The sequence below is a fragment of the Segniliparus sp. genome (genome assembly GCF_051660745.1).
Taxonomy (GTDB): Bacteria; Actinomycetota; Actinomycetes; order Mycobacteriales; family Mycobacteriaceae; genus Segniliparus.
Genome location: NZ_JBOFQF010000016.1, coordinates 1 through 23,735 on the forward strand (window position 1 = coordinate 1; position 23,735 = coordinate 23,735).

General features: G+C 69.2%; 24 protein-coding genes. 13 read left to right on the forward strand and 11 right to left on the reverse strand.

Annotated elements, in window-relative coordinates; all coding sequences use genetic code 11:
- Nucleotides 1-184 precede the first annotated feature (184 nt).
- From ACRC20_RS04120 to ACRC20_RS04135, 4 genes are all read right to left on the reverse strand, one after another.
- On the reverse strand, nt 185-1,246 hold the full coding sequence (locus ACRC20_RS04120; RefSeq protein WP_438685074.1) for an alpha/beta fold hydrolase: 1,062 nt from the start codon (nt 1,244-1,246) through the stop codon (nt 185-187).
- Nucleotides 1,247-1,249: 3 nt separating this feature from the next.
- Nucleotides 1,250-2,239, reverse strand: a complete 990-nt coding sequence (locus ACRC20_RS04125) for a phosphotriesterase family protein (protein WP_438685075.1) — start codon at nt 2,237-2,239, stop codon at nt 1,250-1,252.
- A gap of 234 nt (nt 2,240-2,473) precedes the next feature.
- Nucleotides 2,474-3,325, reverse strand: a complete 852-nt coding sequence (locus ACRC20_RS04130; RefSeq protein WP_438685076.1) for an MspA family porin — start codon at nt 3,323-3,325, stop codon at nt 2,474-2,476.
- Between the two features lie 557 nt (nt 3,326-3,882).
- Nucleotides 3,883-5,505, reverse strand: a complete 1,623-nt coding sequence (locus ACRC20_RS04135; protein WP_438685077.1) for an acyl-CoA carboxylase subunit beta — start codon at nt 5,503-5,505, stop codon at nt 3,883-3,885.
- 74 nt (nt 5,506-5,579) lie between these two features.
- On the opposite strand from ACRC20_RS04135, the gene ACRC20_RS04140 reads away from it, so the two are divergent.
- Genes ACRC20_RS04140 through ACRC20_RS04155 form a run of 4 tightly spaced genes read left to right on the forward strand, consistent with a single transcriptional unit; the run spans nt 5,580 to nt 9,144 of the window.
- Nucleotides 5,580-6,419, forward strand: coding sequence for a biotin--[acetyl-CoA-carboxylase] ligase (locus ACRC20_RS04140; RefSeq protein ID WP_438685078.1), 840 nt, complete (start codon nt 5,580-5,582; stop codon nt 6,417-6,419).
- Entirely contained in the window at nt 6,416-6,943 is a 528-nt protein-coding gene (locus ACRC20_RS04145; RefSeq protein ID WP_438685079.1) for a PH domain-containing protein, read from the forward strand. The genes ACRC20_RS04140 and ACRC20_RS04145 overlap by 4 nt, the downstream gene beginning before the upstream one ends.
- Nucleotides 6,944-6,953: 10 nt before the next feature.
- The gene (locus ACRC20_RS04150) at nt 6,954-7,739 is read left to right on the forward strand and encodes a PH domain-containing protein (protein WP_438685080.1); all 786 of its coding nucleotides are present in this window, start codon (nt 6,954-6,956) and stop codon (nt 7,737-7,739) included.
- A 19-nt stretch (nt 7,740-7,758) separates the two neighbouring features.
- Nucleotides 7,759-9,144 carry a mycothione reductase gene (locus ACRC20_RS04155; RefSeq protein WP_438685081.1) on the forward strand — a complete coding sequence of 462 codons (1,386 nt, stop codon included), beginning with the start codon at nt 7,759-7,761 and terminating at the stop codon, nt 9,142-9,144.
- A gap of 69 nt (nt 9,145-9,213) precedes the next feature.
- Here the strand turns inward: ACRC20_RS04155 and ACRC20_RS04160 are convergent, their stop codons facing one another.
- Nucleotides 9,214-9,777 (reverse strand): GtrA family protein, encoded by a 564-nt coding sequence (locus ACRC20_RS04160; protein ID WP_438685082.1) that lies wholly within the window; start codon nt 9,775-9,777, stop codon nt 9,214-9,216.
- A 32-nt stretch (nt 9,778-9,809) separates the two neighbouring features.
- On the opposite strand from ACRC20_RS04160, the gene ACRC20_RS04165 reads away from it, so the two are divergent.
- The 3 genes from ACRC20_RS04165 to purE all read left to right on the forward strand — a co-directional run bounded on the left by ACRC20_RS04165 (nt 9,810) and on the right by purE (nt 12,193).
- The gene (locus ACRC20_RS04165; protein WP_438685083.1) at nt 9,810-10,985 is read left to right on the forward strand and encodes a 5-(carboxyamino)imidazole ribonucleotide synthase; all 1,176 of its coding nucleotides are present in this window, start codon (nt 9,810-9,812) and stop codon (nt 10,983-10,985) included.
- A gap of 67 nt (nt 10,986-11,052) precedes the next feature.
- Nucleotides 11,053-11,643 (forward strand): flavodoxin family protein, encoded by a 591-nt coding sequence (locus tag ACRC20_RS04170; RefSeq protein ID WP_438685084.1) that lies wholly within the window; start codon nt 11,053-11,055, stop codon nt 11,641-11,643.
- 10 nt (nt 11,644-11,653) lie between these two features.
- Nucleotides 11,654-12,193 carry a 5-(carboxyamino)imidazole ribonucleotide mutase gene (purE, locus tag ACRC20_RS04175; protein WP_438685085.1) on the forward strand — a complete coding sequence of 180 codons (540 nt, stop codon included), beginning with the start codon at nt 11,654-11,656 and terminating at the stop codon, nt 12,191-12,193.
- 6 nt (nt 12,194-12,199) lie between these two features.
- Here purE and ACRC20_RS04180 read toward each other — a convergent pair whose 3' ends face one another.
- From ACRC20_RS04180 to ACRC20_RS04195, 4 genes are all read right to left on the reverse strand, one after another.
- Nucleotides 12,200-13,465 carry an NADH:flavin oxidoreductase/NADH oxidase family protein gene (locus ACRC20_RS04180; protein ID WP_438685086.1) on the reverse strand — a complete coding sequence of 422 codons (1,266 nt, stop codon included), beginning with the start codon at nt 13,463-13,465 and terminating at the stop codon, nt 12,200-12,202.
- 35 nt (nt 13,466-13,500) lie between these two features.
- Nucleotides 13,501-13,932: a nitroreductase family deazaflavin-dependent oxidoreductase gene (locus ACRC20_RS04185; RefSeq protein WP_438685087.1), complete on the reverse strand. Its 432-nt coding sequence runs from the start codon at nt 13,930-13,932 to the stop codon at nt 13,501-13,503.
- A gap of 80 nt (nt 13,933-14,012) precedes the next feature.
- Nucleotides 14,013-14,444 (reverse strand): nucleoside deaminase, encoded by a 432-nt coding sequence (locus ACRC20_RS04190; protein ID WP_438685127.1) that lies wholly within the window; start codon nt 14,442-14,444, stop codon nt 14,013-14,015.
- 11 nt (nt 14,445-14,455) lie between these two features.
- A complete protein-coding gene (locus ACRC20_RS04195; RefSeq protein WP_438685088.1) occupies nt 14,456-15,850 on the reverse strand; it encodes a purine-cytosine permease family protein in 1,395 nt (464 codons plus the stop codon).
- A gap of 144 nt (nt 15,851-15,994) precedes the next feature.
- On the opposite strand from ACRC20_RS04195, the gene ACRC20_RS04200 reads away from it, so the two are divergent.
- Nucleotides 15,995-16,561 (forward strand): TetR/AcrR family transcriptional regulator, encoded by a 567-nt coding sequence (locus ACRC20_RS04200; RefSeq protein ID WP_438685089.1) that lies wholly within the window; start codon nt 15,995-15,997, stop codon nt 16,559-16,561.
- A gap of 107 nt (nt 16,562-16,668) precedes the next feature.
- Here the strand turns inward: ACRC20_RS04200 and upp are convergent, their stop codons facing one another.
- The gene (upp, locus tag ACRC20_RS04205; RefSeq protein ID WP_438685090.1) at nt 16,669-17,292 is read right to left on the reverse strand and encodes a uracil phosphoribosyltransferase; all 624 of its coding nucleotides are present in this window, start codon (nt 17,290-17,292) and stop codon (nt 16,669-16,671) included.
- A 34-nt stretch (nt 17,293-17,326) separates the two neighbouring features.
- Here upp and ACRC20_RS04210 point away from each other — a divergent pair, with 34 nt between their 5' ends.
- The 3 genes from ACRC20_RS04210 to ACRC20_RS04220 all read left to right on the forward strand — a co-directional run bounded on the left by ACRC20_RS04210 (nt 17,327) and on the right by ACRC20_RS04220 (nt 20,670).
- The gene (locus ACRC20_RS04210) at nt 17,327-18,490 is read left to right on the forward strand and encodes an acyl-CoA dehydrogenase family protein (protein WP_438685091.1); all 1,164 of its coding nucleotides are present in this window, start codon (nt 17,327-17,329) and stop codon (nt 18,488-18,490) included.
- Between the two features lie 153 nt (nt 18,491-18,643).
- Nucleotides 18,644-20,038: an amino acid permease gene (locus ACRC20_RS04215; RefSeq protein ID WP_438685092.1), complete on the forward strand. Its 1,395-nt coding sequence runs from the start codon at nt 18,644-18,646 to the stop codon at nt 20,036-20,038.
- Complete coding sequence (locus ACRC20_RS04220) at nt 20,035-20,670, forward strand: DUF2461 domain-containing protein (protein ID WP_438685093.1); 636 nt, start codon at nt 20,035-20,037, stop codon at nt 20,668-20,670. The genes ACRC20_RS04215 and ACRC20_RS04220 overlap by 4 nt, the downstream gene beginning before the upstream one ends.
- 12 nt (nt 20,671-20,682) lie before the next feature.
- Here ACRC20_RS04220 and ACRC20_RS04225 read toward each other — a convergent pair whose 3' ends face one another.
- A complete protein-coding gene (locus tag ACRC20_RS04225; protein ID WP_438685094.1) occupies nt 20,683-21,189 on the reverse strand; it encodes a SixA phosphatase family protein in 507 nt (168 codons plus the stop codon).
- 56 nt (nt 21,190-21,245) lie between these two features.
- Between ACRC20_RS04225 and ACRC20_RS04230 the strand changes: the two genes are divergently transcribed.
- Together ACRC20_RS04230 and ACRC20_RS04235 are read left to right on the forward strand one after the other, a co-directional pair.
- Entirely contained in the window at nt 21,246-22,760 is a 1,515-nt protein-coding gene (locus ACRC20_RS04230; RefSeq protein WP_438685095.1) for a M1 family metallopeptidase, read from the forward strand.
- A gap of 44 nt (nt 22,761-22,804) precedes the next feature.
- The gene (locus ACRC20_RS04235; protein WP_438685096.1) at nt 22,805-23,722 is read left to right on the forward strand and encodes a quinone oxidoreductase family protein; all 918 of its coding nucleotides are present in this window, start codon (nt 22,805-22,807) and stop codon (nt 23,720-23,722) included.
- Nucleotides 23,723-23,735 lie beyond the last annotated feature (13 nt).

Below are 23,735 nucleotides of genomic sequence, written 5' to 3' on the forward strand. Positions count from 1 at the left end.
CCCCCCCCCCCCCCCCCCCCCCCCCCCCCCCCCCCCGCTCCTGCGGGTTTGGCGGTGTCTTGAGCTCGAAGGGGAGCGGCCGAAGCCCCGTTGGCTCGACGCGCGCATCGGAACCATGCCGGGAGGCCCGGTGTTCCACCTGCTGGACCACAGCGCTGTGGTCCAGCAGGCGGAACACCGGGCCTCAGCTGTTGAGATGCTGCGCGAACCAGCCACCGATCTCGCGGTGCACCTGGTCTTTCTCTGGCTCGTTGAGTATCTCGTGGCGTCCGCCCTCGAAGAAACGGACGCTCAACCGGCGATGGCCTCGAGCGAGGTAGCGGGCGATCAACGCTTGAATGCTCGATGTCTTGCCGCCGACAGGGTCTTCGGCGCCTGCGATGATCAACAGTGGCAGGCCCAGCGGGACGCCTGCTTCATTCTCAGGCAGCCACAAACTATGGAATCCCTGGAAAACCGAATAGGTCATGCTGTTCGAGAAAGGCTTCCCGCAGAGGGGGTCGTCCAAGAACGCCTGGACCTCCGCTGCGTCGCTCGTCTGCCATTCGCAGCCTGTCGGATGTGGGACGCCCGCTGCGAACGGAGCGTTGAGGCTCGCGATGACCGATCCGAACAGCTCGCTCGGCGCATCGGCTTCAGGTCCGGTGGCGAGCGGCAGCAGTTGGCGCATCGCTTCCGCGAACTCGGACTCGCTGAGCCCTGGGACCGCTCCCATAGTCCCGCACAGGATGGCGCCCGCGAGCAGCGTCCCGTGGCGCTCGATATGGGATTGGACCAAGGCGGAGCCCATGCTGTGGCCGAACGCGACGAGGGGGAGCCCGGGATGCTCGGCGAGGGCGATATCGGAGAGCTGTTTTATATCCGCTGTCATCCGGTCCCAGGTGTCAAGTCCTCCTTGGCCGAGGCCCGCAGGCCCAGCGGTGAGCCCGTGCCCGCGCAGATCGAGGGCGTACACGATGGCGCCGTGCGCCGCCAAGAACTCGGCCAACCGGCTGTAGCGCCCGCTGTGCTCGCTGATGCCGTGCGTGATCTGGACCGTCGCACGCCTGCGGATCCCCACGGGCGGCAGCCATTTCCGCACGAACACGCGTGCCGCGTCCAGACTGGAGAGGAAGAAGAAGCCGCCATCAGAGCCAGATCCAGCCGGAGGCGTGCCGGACGAGGCAAGCGACGGGTTGTCCCGCGCCTGTCCCGCATCGGTCCGTCCGGTCGCGGAAGGCTGCTCGGATCGCCTGGTCTCAGACATGCCCTAAGCCCCCGCAGGGGTGAAGTAGCGGCGGGGATTGGCCACGAGCATCGTGCGGATGTCGGCCTCGCTCACGCCTTTGTCCCGCAATGCAGGCAGCACATCGTCGTGGATGTGGGTGAAGTTCCACTTCGGCACCCTGTCCATGACCCCTGGTGAGAGCTCGTACCAGTCGATGTGGCACGCCGCGTCGTGGGCGAGGACCATGCGGTCGGCCAGCCCGCGCCTGCAGAGCTCGACAACCGTGTCCACACGTTTTTCGAAACTCAAGATCGGGTCGAGGCCGAACCTGTCCATGCCCAACAGGCTCCCGGAGTCGATGAGCCTTAAGAGATAACCCATGTCGTCCGAGTCCCCGCTGTGTCCGATGACCACCTTGCTGAAATCGACGCCGTACTCCCGGAACACGGACACCACCTCCCGGCCGCGTTGGTGCAACGCGTCGGTGTGGACGGTGATGGGCGCCCCGGTCTCCTTGTGCGCGACAGCGACAGCACGTAAGACTCGTTCCACGCCGGGAGCCATTCCCGGCTCCCCGATCGCCGCCTTCAAGAAAGCCGCGCGTATCCCCGTCGCTGCGATGCCCTCGGTGAGGTCTTTGACGAACATCTTCACCAAGGGATCGGCAGTAGTCCTCCCCTCAGGGGAAGTCTCAAGCCCCCACGGGGAGTATTCGAGCGGAAAGGGGACATCTCGATAGGTGTACAAACCCGTCGCGGGGATGATATGAATATCCACCTGGGCATTGACGCGAGCGACGCGCTCCACATTCCTGCCAAGGCCGATCACGGTGGGATCGGCAATCGTGGTCACGCCGCGCTCTCGCAATGCGCGGAGTTTCGCCACAGCGTCGGCGACGCGCGTCTCCTCGTCCCAGGTCTCGGGATAGTTCAATCGAACCTCTTCGCCCAACACGAAGACATGCTCATGCATGAGCGAGCAGCCCAATTCGTCGACATCGACATCGCCACGTATTGTAGAAACCATTGCCATAGCGATCACTATATGAGTGATATGAACTCAAGGGCACGCTGTCATCCGCATAATTGCTAAATCGGACTCAATGGCGGGAGTTTCGTGAAACTCCCCGTCCTTTCGGGTCGCCCGAAAAGGAACTCGATCAATATGCGCAGCGCGAATCGCACGAAACGGAGCCGGATGGAACTGGCAGTGGGGATCTGGCGCCAGCAGACGCATTGCAGAAATGCGCCGGGCGCCGAGCTCGCGTCATCCGATGCTGAAGGGCGGTCCCCAGAGGGTCACCCACGCCATGGTCTTGGAGTTCTTGACGCGGACCTTCGTGTAGGCGCGAGCTTGCGCGTAGCCCGCGCAGCCGTCGACCCGGAACGTCACGTCGGTGTAGGTGATGCCGCCGCGGTTGCCGGAGAAGGCGAAGTAGTTGTCGAAGGCCTGGTTGCCGTAGTCGTCAGGCTCCTCGATCTTGAGCATCGGGAAGTCGAACGTCTGGCCCGGCTCGAGCGAGAACCCGATGGCCCCGCCCGGCAGGTACGGGGTTGCGGCCGGAGCGATCGCGGAGCCGACTCCGCTGATCCCGTTCACCACGCCCTGCCCCGCGCCCCGCAGGCCTTGGCCGATGGCGGCCGCATTGGGCGGACTCGACGCCAAACCGCCCAATGCCCCGGAGAGCCCGTTCCCCACCTGCTGCGCTCCATTGGCCGCCGCGGCGCCCGCGTTGAGGGCGACGCTCGCGTTCAAGTCGGTGCCGGGGCTCGACGCGCCGCCGTTGAACTGGCCGCCCGCGCTCGCGCCCCCGTGCACGTTGTTGTCTTTGTCGATCCGCCCGAAGTCAAACTGGCAGCCAATGATGTAGCCGGGGGTGATCCGACCCTCGTCCACCTTCCCCTCGATATCCACCCGGACCGTCCCGTTCGCCCACATGTTCCGGCTTGTCTGCACCGCCACCATCGCGGGCGAGATGATCGCGTACTGATCCCGAACCGACAACGTCACGGCGGTCCCGTCAGGCAAGGTCTGTGTGAGCGAGTCGTCCGGCAAATCCACGGTCGTGTCCGCGAACGCGGTCCCGGAGGACGAGAGCAGGGCTCCCCAAACGCTCATGCCGCAGACCGAAGCTGCTGTGGCTTTTCTGAATGCCCGCCAGCGAGGGCTCGTCCTTGTTGTCGCGTATTCTTGCGACTGGAAGCTGTTCATTCCCATCCGACCTCTATTAGTGTTGACCGCCAATGCCCGCCAGCATTACTTTTCGGTATCGATTCAATAGAATGAGAATAGAGATTCCCCAAGGGTTTTCCAGGCGTGTGCTCAAGTTGTCTTATCGGCGCTCAATCTGTCTTGTTTATGCTGGCTTGTTTATACGGGACGGTCCGAAATGGCTGGATTGCCGGATAAATCGGGGGAAGCCTGGTCTAGGCGAAGAAACTCGATGTCAGTGAAAATGCGACTGCTTCGCCAGCAGGACCGGCCGCACGACCACGGATCCGAATAGATCGCAGGCGCGGCTCGCTCTCCCGCCACGATCGTTCCGCCCTCTCCAGAATTGGGCACGACACGAGAGCTGCCGCTCTCGGCGAGGGCAGTCTGGCTCCGAGCCATGTCGAGAAAAAACTGTGGCCGCCCGCTTTCGCGGACGGCCACAGCACGTGTGAGCTCTCGGGTCAGAGCGGGATGTTGCCGTGCTTCTTCGGCGGCAACGGCGCGACCTTGCGCTCCAGCACGCGCAGCGCCACAGAGACCTGGCCCCTGGTGTGCGACGGGAGGATGACCGAGTCGATGTAGCCGCGCTCGGCCGCGACGTACGGGTTGTACAGCGCGGTCTCGTACTCGTCTTGCAGCTTGACGCGCACGGCCTCGACGTCCTCGCCGTTCTTCTCCGCTTCGGAGAGGGTGCGGCGGTGCACGATGTTCACGGCCCCGGAGGCGCCCATGACGGCGATCTCGGCGGTCGGCCAGGCGAGGTTCACGTCCGCGCCCATGTGCTTGGAGCCCATGCAGATGTACGCGCCGCCGTAAGCCTTGCGGATGATGACGGTGATCTTGCCGACCGTCGCCTCGCCGTACGCGTACAGCAGCTTCGCGCCTCGGCGGATGATGCCGTCGTGCTCCTGCGCGGCTCCGGGCAGGAAGCCGGGGACGTCCACGAGCGAGAGGATCGGGATGCCGAAGGCGTCGCAGGTCCGGATGAACCGGGCGGCTTTCTCGGAGGCGTCGATGTCCAAGCAGCCCGCGAGGAATTTGGGCTGGTTGGCGACGATGCCGACCGAGCGGCCCTCGATCCGGCCGAAGCCGACGATGACGTTCTGGGCGCGGCCCGGCTGGATCTCCAAGAGCTCGCCGTCGTCCACGATCCTGCTGATGATGTCGTGCATGTCGTACGGCTGGTTCGGGGAGTCCGGGATGATCGTGTCGAGCTCCTCGTCCTCGTGGGTCACGGAGTTCTCGATCGGGAAGGTGACGGGGTGCTCGTGCGGGTAGCGCGGAGCCTCGGCCCGGTTGTTGTTGGGGAGGTAGGTGAGCAGCTCCTTGACGAACTCGAACGCCTCTTCCTCGTTGGGCGCGACGTGGTGGGCGGTCCCGGACCTCGCCATATGCGTGTTCGCGCCGCCGAGCTCCTCCATCGAGACCTCTTCGCCGGTGACGGTCTTGATCACGTCGGGGCCGGTGATGAAGAGCTGGCTGGACTTGTCCACCATGACGATGAAGTCGGTGAGCGCGGGCGAGTAGACAGCGCCGCCCGCCGCAGCGCCGAGCACGATGGAGATCTGGGGGACCACGCCGGAGGCTCGGATGTTGCGGTGGAAGATCTCGCCGAACTGCGCGAGGGAGACCACGCCTTCCTGGATGCGCGCGCCGCCGCCGTCGTAGAGGCCGATCAGCGGCCGCCCGGTCTTGATCGCGAGGTCCATGATCTTGGTGATCTTCTCGCCGTTCGCCTCGCTGAGGCTGCCGCCGAAGACGGTGGCGTCCTGGCTGAAGATGCAGATCTCGCGGCCGTCGATGCTGCCGTACCCGCAGACGGCGCCGTCGCCGAGCGGGCGCTTGGAGCCGGTTCCGAAGTTGGTGGAGCGGTGCTTCGCCAAGGCGTCGAACTCGACGAACGAGCCCGGGTCGAGGAGCAGCTCGATGCGCTCGCGCGCGGTCAGCTTGCCTTTCGCGTGCACCGCTTCGACGGCTGCCTCGCCGGACGGCTTCTGCGCGTTGTTGAGGCGTTGGCGCATCTCGTGGAGCTTGCCGGCAGTGGTGTGGATGCTCGGCGCTTCGACATGTTCAGCGGTGGTCATGAGGCACTATCATATCGGTCTTCGCGGGCGCCCTGGGAACGACAGACCGTGAAGACGGGCTTAGGCTGGTCAGCATGACCGAGAACGATCGCCGAGAGCCGCTCGACCCAGCATGGCTGCGCCAATATCTCGCGAACCGCCCGCCGCTGGGCTGGGAGTCGGTGGAGGTGATCGAGGAGACCGGGTCGACGAACGCGGACCTCATGGACCGGGCCCGGTACGGGTCTGTCGCGCGGCGCGTGCTCATCGCGGACCATCAGACGAACGCCAAGGGCCGGTTGGACCGCCGCTGGGAGGCTCCGCCAAACGCGCAGATCGCGTTGTCGTTCGGCGTCGCCGTCGAGCCCGGCGGCGCCGAGCTCGGCTGGCTCCCCCTGGTCGTCGGGCTTTCCGTCGGCACGATGCTCGCCCAGTACCTGCGCTCCTACCGGACCATTTCTGGCGTCCCCGTGCCCAACCCCAGCCTGAAATGGCCGAACGACGTGCTCATCGGCAACCGCAAAATCGCAGGCGTCCTCGTCCAGCTCGCCCCGAAGGGGGACGAGGCGGTGGTGGGCGTCGGATTGAACGTCGACCAGCGCGAGGACGAGCTGCCTGTGCCGACGGCCACCTCGCTCCGCGTGGAGCAGGTCGCGGCGGTCCGCCAGCAGCTGGTCCCGCTGTTGCTCATGGAGCTGGACCGGGGCGTGGAGCAGTGGCGGACCCAGGACCCCGGCCTCGCGACGGCGTACCGGGCGCACTGCTCGACCATCGGGCAGGACGTGCGGGTGTCCTTGCCTGGCGGCGGCGAGATCCTCGGCAGGGCCAGCTCGGTCGACCACCACGGCAGGCTCGTCGTGGCCGAGCCGGACGGGACCTCGCGCGTGGTGGACGCGGGCGACATCGAGCATGTGCGGCCGAGGGGGACGGCATGACTGCGGGGGAAAAGGGGGACGGGCCGAAGTGGCTCGCCCCCGACGAGCAGGTCCAGCTGCGCACCCATCCGCATTGGAAGTGGCTCCTGAGGCCGGTCGGGGTCTTCCTCCTCCTGAGCGTCGCGCTGGGCTTCGCCCTGTACTTCGCGGACGAGCGGACGCACGGGACCGCGAGGACTGTCGCGGCGGGGGCCGCGCTGGCGGTGTACGCGGCGGCGGTCGTGCTGCTCTGCGTTGTGCGCTTCGTCGATTGGCTCACCACGAACTTCTATGTGACCGACAAACGGGTCGCCTACCGGCACGGCGTGCTCACCCGCACGGGCATCGACATCCCGCTGTCGCGCATCGCGAGCGTGGAGTTCCGCCACGGCCTGTTGGACCGGGTTCTGCGGACCGGGGTCCTGGTCGTCGAGTCGGCTTCGGACGAGCCGCTGGAATTCGAAGACATTCCGAACGTCGAGCAGGTCCACGCTATGCTCTACCGGGAAGTGTTCGATCTTGACGGCCAGAGTCGTCGGACATAGGAGGACAGGGATGGCTTCAGAAGAAGCGGAGGACTGGCTCGCGTCCGGCGAGCGGGTCCTGGTGGAGGCGAAACCGCATTGGAAAGTTTTCGCGGGCCTGCTGCTCGCCGGTCTGGTCCTCGGGCTCGTTCTGGCGGCTTTGGGGTACTGGCACGCCGGGCACGCCGAGCAGGTCGCCCGTAGCGAGCACGTCCGCGCGAACCTGTTCGCGCACCGGGTCGCCCAGCACAAGACGCACGGCCTCTCGCTTGAGATCCTCGGCGGCGTGGTCTTCCTCGTCTTCCTCGTCGTCGGCTTCGTCCGCTGGCGCGCCCCCCGCTACTTCGTCACCGACCAGCGTGTCGCCGTCCGGCGGGGCCTGCTGGTGCGGGCCGGGACCGACGTGCCGCTCGGCAAGGTCAACGCCATCAGGCACCGGCAGGGGATCTTCGACCGCCTCTTCAAGACCGGCACCGTCTCGGTCTCTTCGGGCGGCCTGCGCGCGGTGCGGCTGTCGTCCATCCGCGACCCGCAGGAGGCGCAGGCCAAGATCTACGAGGGCCAGCGCGCCGCCGCCCAGCCGGTCGTGCCGCGATACCCCTCCCCGCCGCCCCCGCCTGGCGGGCAGTTCGGCTCCGGGGCCGGGGGATTCGCCTCGCCGCCGCCCGCGCCGTCTGCGATCGTCCCGCCCGTGCCCGTCCCTGCTGCGATCCCCGCCCCGTCCGCGATCGCGCCGCAGGCCCGGCGGGCGAACGACGGCCCGCCAGTCCCGCCGTGGGCGAGGGACGAGCCGGATTCCCCGGGCCTGAACCTCTAGCCCCGGCTAGAATCGCGCTGTGGCCACACTCGACCTTGCGATTATCGGTTCCGGCAGCGGCAACTCCATTCCGGACGAGCGGTTCGACTCGTGGCGGATCGCGCTCTTCGAATCCGGCATATATGGCGGGACCTGTCTGAACGTCGGCTGCATCCCGACGAAGATGTTCGTCTACGCCTCGGATGTCGCGGAGACGGTCCGAGAGTCGGGCCGCTACGGCGTCCACGCGAAGGTGGAGGGAGTCGACTGGCCCGCTATCGTGCGCCGCGTCTTCGGGCGGATCGACCCGATCTCTGCGGGCGGCAAGCGCTATCGGGTCGAGGACTGCGCGAACATCGACGTCCACACCTCCCCGGTGCGGTTCGCCGGGCGGGCCGAGGACGGCGCCTACCGTTTGACGACCGAGGCGGGCGAGGAGGTGCTCGCGAAGCGGGTGGTGATCGCGGCGGGCTCGCGGCCGGTGGTCCCGGAGGCGGTCGCCGCCAGCGGTGCGCCGTTCTACACCAATGAGGACGTCATGCGGCTGCCCGAGCTGCCGGAACGGCTCCTCGTGCTCGGCGGCGGCTACATCGCGGCGGAATTCGCCCACGTCTTCTCCTCGCTCGGCTCGCAGGTCACGGTGGTGGCGCGCGGCGGGGCGCTCCTGCGCCACCAGGACCACGACATCTCCCAACGGTTCACCGAGGTCGCCAAGGAGAAGTGGGACGTGCGGCTGAACGCGCGGGTCGAGCGGGTGGAGCACGCCGGGAACGAGGTGGCGCTCGTCTTCGAGGACGGGACCCGGGCGAGCGGCGACGCGCTGCTCGTGGCGGTGGGCCGCAAGCCCAACGGCGACCGGTTGAACCTCGCCTCGGTCGGGGTCGGGCTCGACAACGCGGGCCGGGTCGTGGTCGACCGGCACGGGCGGACAGCGGCCAGAGGCGTGTGGGCGCTCGGCGATGTGAGCTCGCATTACCAGCTCAAACACGTCGCGAACCACGAGGCGCGGATCGTGCAGGCGAACCTGCTCCAGGACTGGGACAGCGCCGAGCTCGACTCGTTCGACCACCGCTATGTGCCCGCCGCCGTGTTCACCCATCCGCAGATCGCCTCGGTCGGCCTCACCGAGGAGCAGGCCAGGGGGCAAGGCCTCGACGTCGCGGTGAAGACGCAGGGCTTCGGCGACGTCGCGTACGGCTGGGCGATGGAGGACACGACGGGCCTGTGCAAGCTGGTCGCCGAGCGCGGCTCGGGGCGCCTCCTCGGCGCGCATTTGATCGGCCCGCAGGCCTCGACGCTCATCCAGCCGTTGATCCAGGCGCTCTCGTTCGGCCTCGACGTGCGCAGCATGGCGCGTGGCCAGTACTGGATCCACCCGGCGCTCACCGAGGTCGTGGAGAACGCCTTGTTGGGGTTGGACGTCTAGGCGGAGCCCCGATAAGGAGCGCCTCCCCGGCGGGCAGCCCGTCGACGAAGCCTCCGAGGACGGCTCGGCTTACGGGGCGAGGGCCGTCGCGTCCTCGTTCTCGGGGGGCAGCTCGTCCAAGAGGGCGGGGTAGGCGAATTTCCGCAGCGCCCAGAACCGGAACACCATCTGCAGGAAGTTGCCGATGATGTAGGCGAGGACGAAGTCGATGAGCACGGTGTGCAGCCACGATCCGCCGTGGCGGATGTGGAAGAGGTTGTTCGCCACCCACAGCGGCGCGGCGCCGAGCAGCGCGCCGATCCCGCTGATGCCGAAGAACAGCAGCGCCTCGTGGTGGCGCTGGCGCCCGCCCCGGTGCTTGAACGACCACTCGCTGTTGAGGATGTAGCTGAGCACGGTCGCGAGCACGCCGGAGAAGATCTTCGCGACAGTCGGCTTCGTCGGCATCACGGTGAAGATGAGCGCGTAGTACACGGCCATGTCGAACACCATCGTGGTGGCGCCGACCACGGCGAATTTGATGATCTCGTGATGGCGGAGGAGGAAGGCCTGCAAGGGGCGGGGCAGCAGCCGCAGCACGGCGCGCTCTATCACCTCGACCGGCTCGTGCGATGGGTTGGCGGCGTCAGACATAGCGGCACAGTCTACCTCTCTATGCTGTCGTTGTGACTTCCTCTGAACAATCACCCCTGGTGGCGATGGTGGGCGGCGGCCAATTGGCCCGGATGACCCACCAAGCCGCCATCGCTTTGGGCCGTGGCCTGCGAGTCGTCGCCGAACATCCCGACGACCCCGCCGCGCAAGTCAGCCCGGACGTGGTGCTCGGGAAAGCCGACGACCTCGAGGCTTTGCGCCGCGCCGCGCGGGGGGCGGTCGCGGTCACCTTCGACCACGAGCATGTGCCGCAGGCCGTGCTGCGGGCGTTGGAGGCGGACGGGGTCGCGGTGCATCCGCCGTCCTCGGCGCTCCGATTCGCGCAGGACAAGCTCGCGATGCGCGAGCGCCTCGTGGAGCTGGGCGCGCCCGCGCCCGGATTCTGGCGGGTGGTGGACCCGGAGCAGTGCCCATGGCCGGACGGCGGCGTGGTCCTCAAGACCGCGAGCGGCGGCTACGACGGGCGGGGCGTGTGGTTCCCGCAGAGCCAGGACGAGGCGCAGGAGGTCGTCGCCCAGCTGCTGGAGGCGGGGCAGGACGTCCTCGCCGAGGAGAAGGTCGTCGCCAAGCGGGAGCTGTCGGCGCTGGTGGCCCGCTCGCCGCTCGGCCAGGTCGCGGCCTGGCCGGTCGTGGAGACGGTGCAGGAGAACGGGATGTGCGTGGTCGTGGTCGCGCCCGCCCAGGGCCTTCCCCCCGGCCTCGCCGCAGCTGCGCAGGAGCTCGCGATCAAGATCGCGACCGAGCTCGGCGTGGTCGGCGTGCTTGCGGTGGAGCTCTTCGAGACCGAGGACGGGCGGATCCTGGTCAACGAGCTGGCGATGCGGCCGCACAACAGCGGGCACTGGACGATGGACGGGTCCACGACCAGCCAGTTCGAGCAGCATCTGCGCGCGGTGCTCGACTACCCGCTCGGCGATCCTGGCCTGACCGCCGGGGTTGTGGTCATGGCGAACATCGTCGGCGGCGTCGCGGCGAACGGCATGTCGATGGACGAGCGGGTGCACCACCTCATGGCGCGCTCGCCGAGGGTGAAGGTGCACCTCTACGGCAAAGAGCCGAGGCCTGGACGCAAGATCGGGCATGTGAACCTCCTCGGGGCCGCTGCCGACGCGCCTGCCGTGCGCGCGGAGGCGGAGCAAGCCGCGCGCTGGTTGTCGAGCGGGACGGGGCTCTCCGGAGGGGAATGATTTCCGAAGTTATGAGGTTTCGTAGAGAGGCGCGGCCCGCGCTTTCGCTCTGCACAAAGGAGAACGCATGTCTGCCGTGAACGTCGTCGTCGCCTACCACTCCGGGTACGGGCACACCGAAGCCCTGGCCAACGAGGTCGCCGAGGGCGCGCGGCAAGCCGGGGCCGAGGTGGCCAGGGTCCATGTGAAAGAGCTCTCGGAGGCGGACTGGGCGGCGCTGGACGCCGCCGACGCGATCATCTTCGGCTCGCCGACGTACATGGGCTCGCCGTCCGCCGCGTTCCAGGCGTTCGCCGAGTCCACCTCGCGGCGCATGATGGCGTTCGCGTGGGACGGGAAGCTCGCCGCCGGGTTCACGGTCTCCGGATCGAAGAGCGGCGACAAGGTGCACACGTTGCAGGCGCTGAGCGTCTTCGCGGCCCAGCACGCGATGCACTGGGTCGGACTCGGCCTGCCCCCCGGCTGGAACACCTCGGCCGCCAGCGAGGACGACCTCAACCGGCTCGGCTTCTTCCTCGGCGCGGGCGCGCAGGCGAACGCGGACCAGGGCGACGAGGGCGTGACGAAGGCCGACCGGGAGACCGCGAAGCACCTCGGGTCGCGCGTCGCGCGTTTCGCCCAGGTCGTCGCCGCCGGGAAGTCGGCTTTGGCGCAGTAGAGTAAGCCCCATGACTGAGAAGCTCGTCGGCGTGAGCCCGGTTGTCGGGGTGATTATGGGCAGCGACTCGGACTGGCCGGTGCTTGGCCAGGCCGCCGAGGCGCTCGCAGAGTTCGGAATCGGGTTCGAGGCGCGCGTCGTGTCGGCGCACCGCACGCCGGTGGGCATGCTCAAGTACGCGGCAGAGGCCGAGGAGCGGGGCCTTCGGGTGATCGTCGCGGGCGCGGGCGGGGCCGCGCACCTGCCGGGGATGGTCGCGTCCGCGACCACGCTGCCGGTGATCGGGGTGCCGGTGCCGCTGGAGCGCCTCGACGGGCTCGACTCGTTGCTCTCCATCGTGCAGATGCCGCCGGGCATCCCGGTGGCAACCGTCGGCGTCGGCGCGGGCCGCAACGCGGGCCTGCTCGCGCTTCGGATCCTGGCGGCCTCGGACCCCGCGCTGCGCGCGAAGCTCGCCGATTACGCGGCCGACCTCGCCGATCTCACGGCGCTCAAGGACGCGAAGGTCCAAGAGGCCGTGCACGGGCGCTGGCCGACCAAGGCCGAATAGCCCGCGTCAGGCGCGTTTGCGCTGGAAGGCGGCGGGCCCGAAGGTCAAGAGCATCTTGACCATGGTCTGCCACCACGTGCGGTCCAGACGCGGGTCCTTCCCCCGGCCGATCCGCTCCATCTGCTGGGTGTGCCATTGCAGGTCGAGCATGCTGTCGAGCTGTTTGACGTTGGTCACCTTGCTGATGACCGGCCGCAGTCCCGCCTGGATCTGGTAGGACGGCAGGCGCTGCGCCGTGTTCTGCAGCAAGGCGCTGCCCGACTCCGGCGCGGTGATGGCCGGGCGTCCGAGGCCGACGATGTCGCACGCGCCGGAGGCGACGGCCTCCGCCATCGCGGTCTTGGTGCGGAATCCGCCGGTGACCGCGAGCGGGACGGAGCCCGCGTGCTCTCGGACCGTCTGGGCGTAGTCGAGGAAGTAGGCCTCACGGGCTTTGGTGCTCTCGGCTTGGGCCGACCCCATCATCGCCGGGGACTCGTAGCTGCCGCCGCTGATCTCGACGAGGTCCACCGCCTCGTCCGCGAGCGCGCGGACCACCTCGCGCGACTCGTCCTCGGTGAAGCCGCCGCGTTGGAAGTCGGCGGAGTTGAGCTTCACGCCGACGCCGAAGGAGGGGCTGACTTTCGCCCGCACCCGGCGCACCGCTTCGATGAGGAAGCGGCGGCGGCGTTCGGAGTCCCCGCCCCACTCGTCGGTGCGCAGATTCGAGAGGGGGGAGAGGAACTGCGTGATGAGGTAGCCGTGCGCGGCGTGCAGCTGGACGCCGTTGAACCCGGCGGTCTCCAGCACGGCTGCGGTGGTGGCGTAGCGGTCGAGGATCTCCTCGATCTCTTCCGGCCGCAGCTCGCGCGGCTGCCCCGCGATGACCGCGATGTTCGCCTTCACCGCGCTCGGGGCGACCGGCTGCGCCGAGTTGATCAGGGTCGGCGCCTGCCTGCCGGGGTGGTTGATCTGCGCCCACAGCGGCGCGTCGGTGTTGTCCTGGAAGGACTTCGACCAGCGGGACAGCTCGGGGAGGTGGCGCTCGTCCTCGACGACGACGTTGCCCGGCTCGCCCCGGTGGCGCTGGTCGACCATGATGTTGCCGGTGACGACGAGGCCGTAGCCGCCGAGGCTCCAACGCTCGTAGAGGGCGAGCAGTTTTCCGGTGGGGGCTCCCGAGGACCGGTCGCCGAGCGCTTCGCTGAGCGCGGAGCGCATCAGCCGGTTCGGCAGCACCTGCCCGCACTGGAGGGCGAGCGGCTGGGAGAGGGGGTCTGCTGCGTGGGTCATAACAGAAATACCTATCTGTGCGGGGCCGTCGGGGGCTATTCGAAGTCGATGCGGACGCTGATGGGGGTGGTTTTCAGGGCGTTGAGCCCCGCCTGGTCCGTCTTGGAGAAGGTCTTCACCCGCGCCACGACGTCGTCCTCGGGGACGAGCCGGGCCTTTCCGGCGAGCCATTCGCCCCGGTATTTCAGCCGCACGTTCGGGTCGGCCTCGACGTTGTGCGCCCAGCCGCTGTGCGTGCCGTGCTGGGAGATGACCCAGGCGCCTCGGCGGTCGGCGTCCACATTGGCGGTGACCGGGACGACCCGCTTCTGGCCGGACTTGCGCCCGACGGTCTCGAGCTCCACTGTCGACTTCGGCAGGAGCCCCGCCTTGTTCAGCGCGCGGACGAGCGGGTTGGCGACGTGGCGGCCGATCAGTATTTCGCGCCTGCGCTTGCGGGCGATCCGCTGGTCGTGATCTGCGGGCATGGGCGGTCCTCTGGTCGAACGGTCGGTTATATACTAAAAACTATAATACATATCCGGCGCGCGAGAGGGAGGGCTCCGTCCTAGTCGGCCACCCCGATGTCCTCGTGCCAGAGCGAGGGGCTCGTCTCGATGAACGCGCGCAGCATCGCCGTGCAGTCCGGGTCGTCGAGCACCGTGACCGAGACTCCGTGCTCGGCGAGCCAATCGTGTCCGCCGTGGAAGTTCTCCGCCTCCCCGACGATCACGGCCCCGATGTTGAACTGCCGCACCAAGCCGCTGCAGTACCAGCACGGCGAAAGCGTGGTGACCATGACGGCGCCGCGGTAATCGCGTTGGCGCCCTGCCGCGCGGAACGCGTCGGTCTCGGCGTGGATGGCGGGATCGTCCCATTGCACGCGCCGGTTGCGCCCGCGCCCGAGGAGCGTCCCGTCCTTGGCGAAGAGCGCGGCTCCGATCGGGACGCCGCCCTCCGCGAGCCCGGCCCTGGCTTCGGCGACGGCGACCGCGAGCATGTCTTCGGGGGTCATGGCTGCTCCTCCTTGGGGATCGGGGTTTGTTTGCGGCGTTCTGTCCGAAGCGCCGCCCACATGATGCAGGCGGCGAGCGCCGCGCCGACGAAGGCCGCGACGTCGCCGAGCGCGGGCAGCGCCCGTGGGACCGGCCCGGTGTAGACCTCCTGGTTCGCGAAGAGCAGGACGGAGACGGGCAGGGCGATGAGGAACGCCATGAGCCCGGCCCGGTTGCGGTGGCTCCGGTCGTAGAGCGCGCGGTCGTCGTCGCGCGCTTTGCCGAGGAAGGCGTCCATGAGCACAACGCCGAGCCACGGGCCGACCCAGTAGCCGACGAGGAGCAGGAAGGACTCGTAGCTCGCAGCGGGGCGGGCGAGCGCGCCCCACGCGGCGAGCCCGCCCGCCACGCCCATCGCGACCACGACCCTGGTGCGCAGTTTCTCGCCGACCACCCCGGTGAACGTGAGCGCGGCGGAGTACAGGTTCAGCGCGTTCGCCGAGACGGAGCCGAGCGCGAACGCGGCGAGCGTCGCGGCGGCGAGGCCCGAGGGCAGCAGGGCGGCGAAGCCTTCCGCGGGGTTGCGCGCCCCGGTCCGCGCGAACTGCGCGCTCGCCGCCCCGACCGCTTCCAGCGCGGTGCAGGAGAGGAACAGCCCGAGGCCTGCGGCCGCCCCGACGCGGGCCCGCGACGCTTCGCGCGGCAGGTAGCGGGTGTAGTCCGCCGCGTAGGGGGTCCAGCCCGCCGAGTAGCCGAAGCTCGCGCCGATGGTGAGGAAGAACCCCATGGCCTCGGCCCCGGTCTGCGGGAGCGGCGACGCGAGACGGATGTGCGCCGCCGCGCCGCGCAGGACGAAGACGGAGGCGAGCAGGAAGACCAGGAAGAGCGCGGGGAAGGCCCAGCGCTCGAAGGCCTGGACCAGGTTGTGCCCGGCAAAGGCCAAGGCGATCTGGACGGCGACGATGACGAGCAGGGCGGCCGCGACGGGCAGTCCGGTGAGGGCGGAGATGGAGAACGCCCCGCTCACGCTGTTGGCGGCGAACCAGCCGACCCCCGCGCTGAGCGCCATGATCACGGCGGGCACGGCATTGCCCCGCCTGCCGAACGCGAGCCGGGAGAGGACCATCTGCGGCGCCCCGTGCTTGGGGCCGCGCGCGGAGAGGAAGCCGTGCGCGATCGCGGCGAGCCCGTTGCCGATCGCGCATGCGGCCGCCGCTTGGAAGAAGTTCTGGCCCCAGGCGGAAGCCGCGAGCACGCCGATGAAGATGGTGGTGAATTCGAGGTTCGGCGAGGCCCAGGTCCAGAGCAGATGGACCGGCTTGCCGTGCCGGTCCTCTGGCCCCACCCGCCCTGCGCCGCCGGGCTCGACCGCGAGGACGCGATCGCGGTACCCGAGGGAGGTCTCTGTCATGGGAACACTGTGCCAGGCGCGAGGAGTTTTCGCGCGCGCCCGTGACGTGCTGGAAATTTTATAGAATATGGAATAAAGTCTCGTCTCCTAACGTTCGAACACGTAGTTGAACTGGGCAAAGAGGATGGAAGGACAAAGACCAAGATGAGCACCAAGGAGTCCTCGCGGGACCGGATGCTTCAGGGGGCGGTCGATTTGATCCGCGAGCGGGGCGTTGCCGGGGTGACTGTCGACGCGATCGTGTCGCGCAGCAATGCTCCGCGCGGATCGGTCTACTACCACTTCCCCGAGGGGCGGGCGCAAATCGTCCGAGAGGCGATCACCGGCGCTGGCGAGCTCTCGAACGAGCTGATCCGCGCGTCGCTCGGCTCTGCGGCGGACAGCCGGGAGGCGATCTCGCTGATGATGGCGTTCTGGAAGCACGTCCTGGTGGACGGCGATTTCCAGATCGGGTGCCCGTTCGTCGCGGCCACGGTCGACGGCTTCTCCGCGGACCCCGAGCTGCGCCAGCCGGTCGCCGAGCATTTCAGAGTCTGGGAGGAGAGCATGGCCGAGGTGCTCGTGCGGTCCGGGCGCGAGCCCGCTGCGGCCCGGCGCAAAGCAAGCCTCATGGTGGCGGCGTTCTCCGGCGCGGTGCTGGTGTGCCGGGCGAAGCGCAGCCTTGAGCCGCTCGACGCCGTCGCGGAGGAGCTGGACGAGCTCCTGGCCTAGCGGGCGCCGCGGTGCTGGCTTGGTCCGGCTGGCCTAGCGGGCGCCGCGGTGCTGGTCTGGTCCGGCTGCGCTAGCGGGCGCCACGGTGCTGGTCTGGTCCGGCTGCGCTAGCGGGCGCCGAACTGACGATCTCCGGCGTCGCCGAGGCCGGGGACGATGTACTTCGCCTCGTTGAGGTCCTCGTCCACGGCGGCGGTGACCAGGCGCAACGGATAGTCGAGGGCTTCGAGCGCGGCAACGCCCTGCGGGGCGCAGACCACGGTGACCACGGTGAGGTCGTCGGCCCCGCGCGAGCGCAGCAGGTCCAGGGTGTGCGCCATGGAGCCGCCGGTCGCGAGCATCGGGTCGAGCACGAGCACCGGGCGTCCGCCGAGGTCCTCCGGCAGCGAGGCGAAATACGGCACCGGCTGCGCGGTGCTCTCGTCCCTGGCGATGCCGACGAAGCCGACTTGCGCCTCCGGGATGAGGGAGTGGGCCTGGTCGACCATGCCGAGCCCGGCGCGCAGCACGGGGACGAGCAGCGGCGACGCGGCCAGTCGAAAACCATCGGTCTCGGAAAGCGGGGTGCGCACGGCCAGCCGCGCGACGCCGAGCGCCCGGGTCGCCTCGTAGACCAGCATGAGCGTGAGATCGCGCAGCGCGGCGCGGAACGCGGCGTTGTCGGTGCGCTCGTCGCGCAGCGTGGTCAGCCGCGTCAGGGCGAGGGGGTGGTCCACCACGACGAGATCCATACGCCACACCGTACGGCATTGGTAAAGTACAGGCATGGCTACGCACACCGAACCGGCACGTTTCGCGCTCAGCGACGAGCAAGAAGAACTGAGGGCCGCCGTCCGCGCCCTCTCCGAACGAGAGATCCAGCCCCACGCCACCGACGTGGACGAGCGCGAGCGCTTCCCGATCGAGGCGAACGAGGCCCTCTCCAAGAACGGTTTCCACGCCCCGCACATCCCCGAGCAGTACGGCGGCGAAGGCGCCGACGCGGTGTCCTGTTGCGTGGTCGTCGAGGAGGTCGCCCGCGTCTGCGCCTCCTCCAGCCTCATCCCCGCCGTGAACAAGCTCGGCACGATGGGCCTGATCCTCAACGGCTCCGAGGAGCTCAAGCAGAAAGTGCTGCCGTCGATCGCGGCGGGCGAGGCGCTCGCCTCCTACGGCCTCTCCGAGCGCGAGGCAGGGTCGGACGCCGCCTCCATGCGCACGCGGGCCCGCGCAGACGGGGACGACTGGATCCTGGACGGCGCGAAATGCTGGATCTCCAACGGCAGCGAGTCCACCTGGTTCACGGTGATGGCTTCGAGCGACCCCGAGAAGGGCGCGCACGGGATCTCCGCGTTCATCGTCCACAAGGACGACGAGGGCTTCTCCATCGGCACGCATGAGAAGAAGATGGGCATCAAGGGCAGCCCCACCGTCGAGCTGCTCTTCGACCACTGCCGCATCCCCGGCGACCGGATCATCGGCGAGCCGGGAACCGGGTTCAAGACGGCCCTGCAGAGCCTCGACCACACCCGTCCGACCATCGGCGCGCAGGCCGTCGGCATCGCGCAGGGCGCGTACCACGTGGCGCGGGACTACGCCAAGGAGCGCAAGCAGTTCCGCAAGGCCATCGCCGACTTCCAGGGCGTCTCCTTCATGCTCGCCGACATGGCGATGAAGATCCAGGCGGCCCGGCTCATGGTGTACTCGGCCGCCGAGCGGGCCGAGCGCGGCGACCCTGGCGCGACGGCGCTGTCCTCGGCGGCGAAATGCTTCGCCTCGGACGTCGCCATGGAGGTGACCACCAACGCGGTGCAGGTCCTCGGCGGCGCGGGCTACACCCGCGACTTCCCGCTTGAGCGGATGATGCGCGACGCCAAGATCACCCAGATCTACGAGGGCACGAACCAGATCCAGCGCTTGGTGATCAGCCGGGCGTTGCTGCGCGGCTGATCGGACGGTTTCCCGCTGGGGCGGATACGGTGCCGGGATGCGCCAAGATCGCCCAGGTCCACGAGGGCGCGAACCAGATCCAGCGCTTGGTGATCAGCCGGGCGTTGCTGCGCGGCTGACAGTCCCGCCCGAGGTCGGTACGCTGGCTCGTCTATGACCCGAGCCGAGCCTTCGTCCACCGCCCCCCAAGAGGGCTACCGCCGGGGGCTCTCTGTCCGGATGATCCGGATGATGGCCCTCGGCGGCGCGATCGGCACCGGGCTTTTCTACGGGACCGGCACGGCGATCCACGAGGCGGGGCCCGCGCTGCTCCTCGTGTTCGCCGTCGCGGGCTTGGCGATCTTCGTCATCAGCCGGGCGCTCGGCGAGCTCTTGGACTACCGGCCGACGTCGGGCAGCCTGTACGAGTACCCGAGGGAGTTCCTCGGCCCCTTCGCGGGCTTCCTTGGCGGGTGGACCTACTGGGTGACGGTCTGCGTGAGCTGCGCGGCCGAGGTGACGGCGGCCGGTAAGTACCTGCAGTTCTGGTGGCCGCAGGCGCCGGTGTGGGCGACCGCGTTCGGCTTCCTCGTGGCGCTCGCGCTGGTGAACCTCGCCTCGGCCCGCGTGTACGGCGAGACGGAGTTCTGGTTCGCGGGCCTGAAAGTGGCGACGATCCTCTCGCTCGTCTTCTTCGGCGTGTGGGCGCTGCTGCCCGTCCCCCATCTGCTGCAGGTGCCGGGCGCGGGCTTCTCGAACCTGTGGCGGGACGACGGTTTTTTCCCGCACGGCGCGCTCGCCCTTGCCCCCGTCCTGCCGCTCGCGCTCTTCGCGTACGCGGGGGTGGAGCAGGTCGGCCTGACGGCGGGCGAGGCGCAGGACCCCAAGCGCACTCTGCGCAAGGCGGTGACCAGCATCCCGCTGCGGATCGCCGTGTTCTACCTCGGCGCGCTCGCCGTGCTGCTCTGCCTGCGCGGGTGGCGCTCGTACGAGCCGGGGCAGAGCCCGTTCGTCGCCGTGTTCGCGGACGCGGGGGTGCCGTTCGCGGCGGGAATCGTGAATTTCGTCGTGCTCACGGCGGCGGCGAGCTCGTGCAACTCCAGCATGTACTCGACTGCGAGGCTGCTGCGGGCCATCGCCTTGCGGGGGGAAGGCCCCGGCAGGCTCGGCGCGCTCTCCGCGCGGGCGGTGCCCGCCCGGGCGTTGGCGGTCTCCGCCGTGGTCATGGTCGCGGGGGTCTGTGTGAACCTCTTCGCGCCGCAAGCGGCGTGGGTCGCGCTCATCTCGCTGGCGACGGTCGGGCTCATCGTCGTGTGGGGGCTGATCCTCGCGTCGCATTCGGGATACCGCAGGCATGTTGCGGCGGGCAAGGCCGCGAGATCGGACTTCCGGCTGCCGCTCGCGCCGTTGTCCACGGCTTTTGCCGGGCTCGTCCTTGCGTCGGTGCTGGTGGAGCAGGGTTTCAGCGGCGACGGGCGAGTAGTGCTCATGGTCGGCGCGGCGTGGGTGCTGGCGGTGGGCGCGGGCTGGCGGCTGTCGCGAGCGGCGCGGAGTACGGTGGGCGGATGAGCGCATTCGCCGGGCTGCCCGCGGACTCCGTCGAGTTCTACCGCGAGCTTGAGGACAACAACACGAAGCCTTGGTGGGAGGCGAACAAAAAGCGCTACCAGGAGAGCGTGCGGGAGCCGTTCCTCGCGTTGGCCGAGGAGTTGGACGCGGAGTTCGGCGAGGCCTCGGTCTTCCGTCCGCACCGCGACGTGCGGTTCAGCCACGACAAGTCGCCGTACAAGACGCAGCAGGGCCTGTTCGTGCCCGTCGCGGCAGGCGCGGGCTGGTACTTGCGGATCGACGCGACGGGGTTGATGACCGGCGCGGGCTGCCACGCGCCCTCGGCGGAGCAGCTGGGCCGGATCCGGGAGGCGATCGCCGACGGGGGGACCGGGCCGAAGCTGGAGAAGATCCTCGCGAAAGCGGCCAAGGCCGGGTTCGAGGTCGAGGGGGAGCAGCTCAAGACCAAGCCACGGGGCTACGCCGACGACCATCCGCGCCTCGCGCTGCTGCGGCACAAGAGCCTCTTCGCGTGCCGGGACCACGGCAGCCCGGCCTGGCTCGCCAAGCCCGAGGCGCTCGCCATGGTGCGGTCGGACTGGGAGGCGCTGCGGCCGCTGGTGGACTGGTTCGCGGCGGCGGCGGAGGCCTAGGCTGCTCGCCTGCTATCTCGGGACGTGGAACTGCGCGACCTCGCCGCCCGAGATCGCCAAATCCGCCCAGGCGCCCGCCACCTCGATGCGGGTGAGCGCGCTGGTCGGGTACTTGGCCAGCAGGGCTTCGAGCGCGGGGTTCGGCGGCAGGCCGGTGAGCTCGTGCAGCGCCTCGGCCGTCTCCGGCATGCCGGGATGGTGCCCGACGACGAGCGCCGTGGCGACGGTTTCCGGCAGCTCGGTCAAAAACCCGATGACCTCCACCTCGCTCGCCCCGTACAAGCCGCGTTGGAATTGCACGGGCGCCGTGATCGCGGAGGCCGCCAGCGTCTCGCGCGTGCGCCGGGCGGTGGAGCAGAGCACGTGGTCGATCTCGACGCCCTCGCCGCGCAGCCACTCGCCTGCGAGCGCGGCCTCGCGCCAGCCTCGCTCGGCGAGCGGTCGCTCGTGGTCCGGCACGCCCGGCGGGTAGCCCGACTTGCCGTGGCGGAGCAGGATGAGGGTTTTCCGCGTTGTCACGGGCACAGCTTAGTTCCCGCCCGGAATTTGTCGCCACCTCCCGTTAGGCTGCTCGTATGCCAATTCGCACCCCGGGGGCGCGCCGCCCCCTGCTGTCCCGCGCCCCTGTGCCGATCTTTGCCGCGTCGGTCCTTGCCGCGGCGCTGGTGTGCCAGGGCCCGTCCGCCGCGGCAGCGCCCTCGGCGGGTTCGGACACGGCGGGCGATCCGTATTTCCCGCAGGACGGCAACGGCGGCTACCGGGTCGCGCACTACGACTTGGCGCTGCGGATCGACCCGGAGTCGAAGCAGGTGGACGGGACGATGACGATCACCGCCGTCGCCACCCAAGAGCTCGGTTCCTTCAATCTCGACTTCGCCGACCTCGGCCCGGTGCGGGCGCTGGTGAACGGGAAGCCCGCCGCGACGGCGCCAGCCGAGGCGACCGAGCTGGTCGTCACCCCGGACCGCCCGCTGCCGAACGGCAAGCCGTTCACCGCGACGGTCTCGTACTCCTTCAACGAGCAGGAGCAGGCGGCGGCGCTCGGCAAGGCGGAGCTGCCGGGCTGGGTCCGCACGTCGAGCGGCGGGGTCGCCAAGTTCGGCGAGCCGGGCGGGGCCGAGTACTGGTTCCCGTCGGACAACACCCCGGACGACAAGGCCTCCTTCCGGCTCTCCCTCGCCGTGCCGGAGGGATGGGTCGGGATCGGCGGCGGGCGGGAGACCCCCGCCGTGGCGAAGGACGGCTGGACGACTTCGGTGTGGGACGAGCCGAACCCCGTGGCGATGTACCTGGTGCCGCTCGCGGTGGACCATTTCGACGTGCGCCGCTCCGCCCTCCCCACCGGGCAGCCAGTGGTGATCGCCCTCAACCCGGACCGGCCGGACTACGTCCACGACGCGGCGGACCGGTACCCGGAGATCATGGCGTTCTTGCAGGAGAAGCTCGGCCCGTATCCGCATTCGGCGGCCGGGGGGATCTTCATCGACCCCGGTCCGGGGAACAAGAACTTCGGCGGGGCGCTGGAGACGCAGACTCGTCCCACATACGTCTCGAACTGGGACGACCCCGGACAAGAGGTCGGCGTGGTCGTCCACGAGAGCACCCACGAGTGGTACGGCGACTCGGTCTCCGTGCGCCAATGGCGCGACATCTGCCTGAACGAATGCTTCGCCTCGTACCTGCAGTGGATGTGGGAAGAGGCGAAAGAGGGCGAGGACCTCGACCAGAAGTACCGGGACCACGTGCAGGAGAAATGGGACGACGAGGAGTACTGGGGCCATCTGCTCACCGACATGTGCGACGGCAAGGACGAGTGCTCCGCGGGCGACGTCATGAACGGGCAGGGCGTCTACGACAAAGGGCAGCTGGCCCTGCACGCGCTGCGCAGGCAGATCGGGGACAAGGCGTTCGGCGAGGTGCTGCGCGGCTGGCCGGTGCGCCACAGCTTCGGGAACGCGTCCTGGGCGGAGTTCGAGCAGTACGTGCGGCAGACGGCGAAAAAAGACCTCGGCGGCTTCTTCCGCGCCTGGTTCCACAGCGGCGAGCGGCCCGCCGACGAGTACCTGTACCCGGGCTCTCTGGCGCAGTGACCGGGCGGGGAACAACAAGTCTTTGAGGCTTGTTGCGATCAAGCATGGTGAAAACAATTGTGGCCGCGCGGTACGGCGGGCCGGAAGTCCTCGAGATCCGTGACGTCGAGCTGCCCGCGCCGAGCGAGGGCGAAGTCCTCGTGGACGTGCGCGCGGCCGGGGCGAATCCGGTGGACTGGAAGCTCTACAGCGGGGTGTTCGGCACGGAGAGCCAGCCGCCGTTGCCGGTGGGCCTTGAGGCGGCGGGCGTTGTCGCGGCGCTCGGGCCGAACACAGCGGGATTCGCAGTCGGCGACGAGGTGCTGGTCTACGGCGCGAAGGGCGTGTACGCGGAGCGGGTCCTCGCGCCGGTCGGCGCGCTGTTCCGAAAGCCCGCGCCGTTGGACTGGGCGCAAGCTTCGGGCCTGCTGTCCACCGGAGTCACCGCCGCGCTGGCGCTGGACCGCTTGGACGTCAAAGCGGGCGAAGTCCTCCTTGTGCACGGCGCGGCGGGCGGGGTCGGCCTCGTGGCGGTCCAACTCGCCGTCGCCCGGGGCGCGAAGGTCGTCGGCACGGCGAGCCCCGGCAGGCATGCACGCCTGCGCGAGCTGGGCGCCGAGCCCGTCGAGTACGGGCCAGGGCTCGCGGACCGGATCGCGGCGGTCGGGCCGGTGGACGCGGCGCTCGATCTGGTCGGCACGGATGAGGCGCTCGACGTCTCCCTCGGGTTGGTTCCGGATCGGGCGCGCATCCTCACCATCGTCCGCCCGGACAAGGCGGCCGAGCTCGGCTTCGGCTGGCTGGACTCCCTGGCCGCCACGCCCGAGCAGCGCGCTTCCGCGAGGGACGGGGTGCTCGAAGCGGCGGAGAGCGGTGTGGTCGTCGTCGATGTGGACCGGGTCTTCGCCCTCGACCAGGCGGCCGACGCGCACCGGTATCTCATCGACGGGCACGCCAAGGGCAAAATCGTGCTCGTGCCCTGAGTTGTCGGTGGGA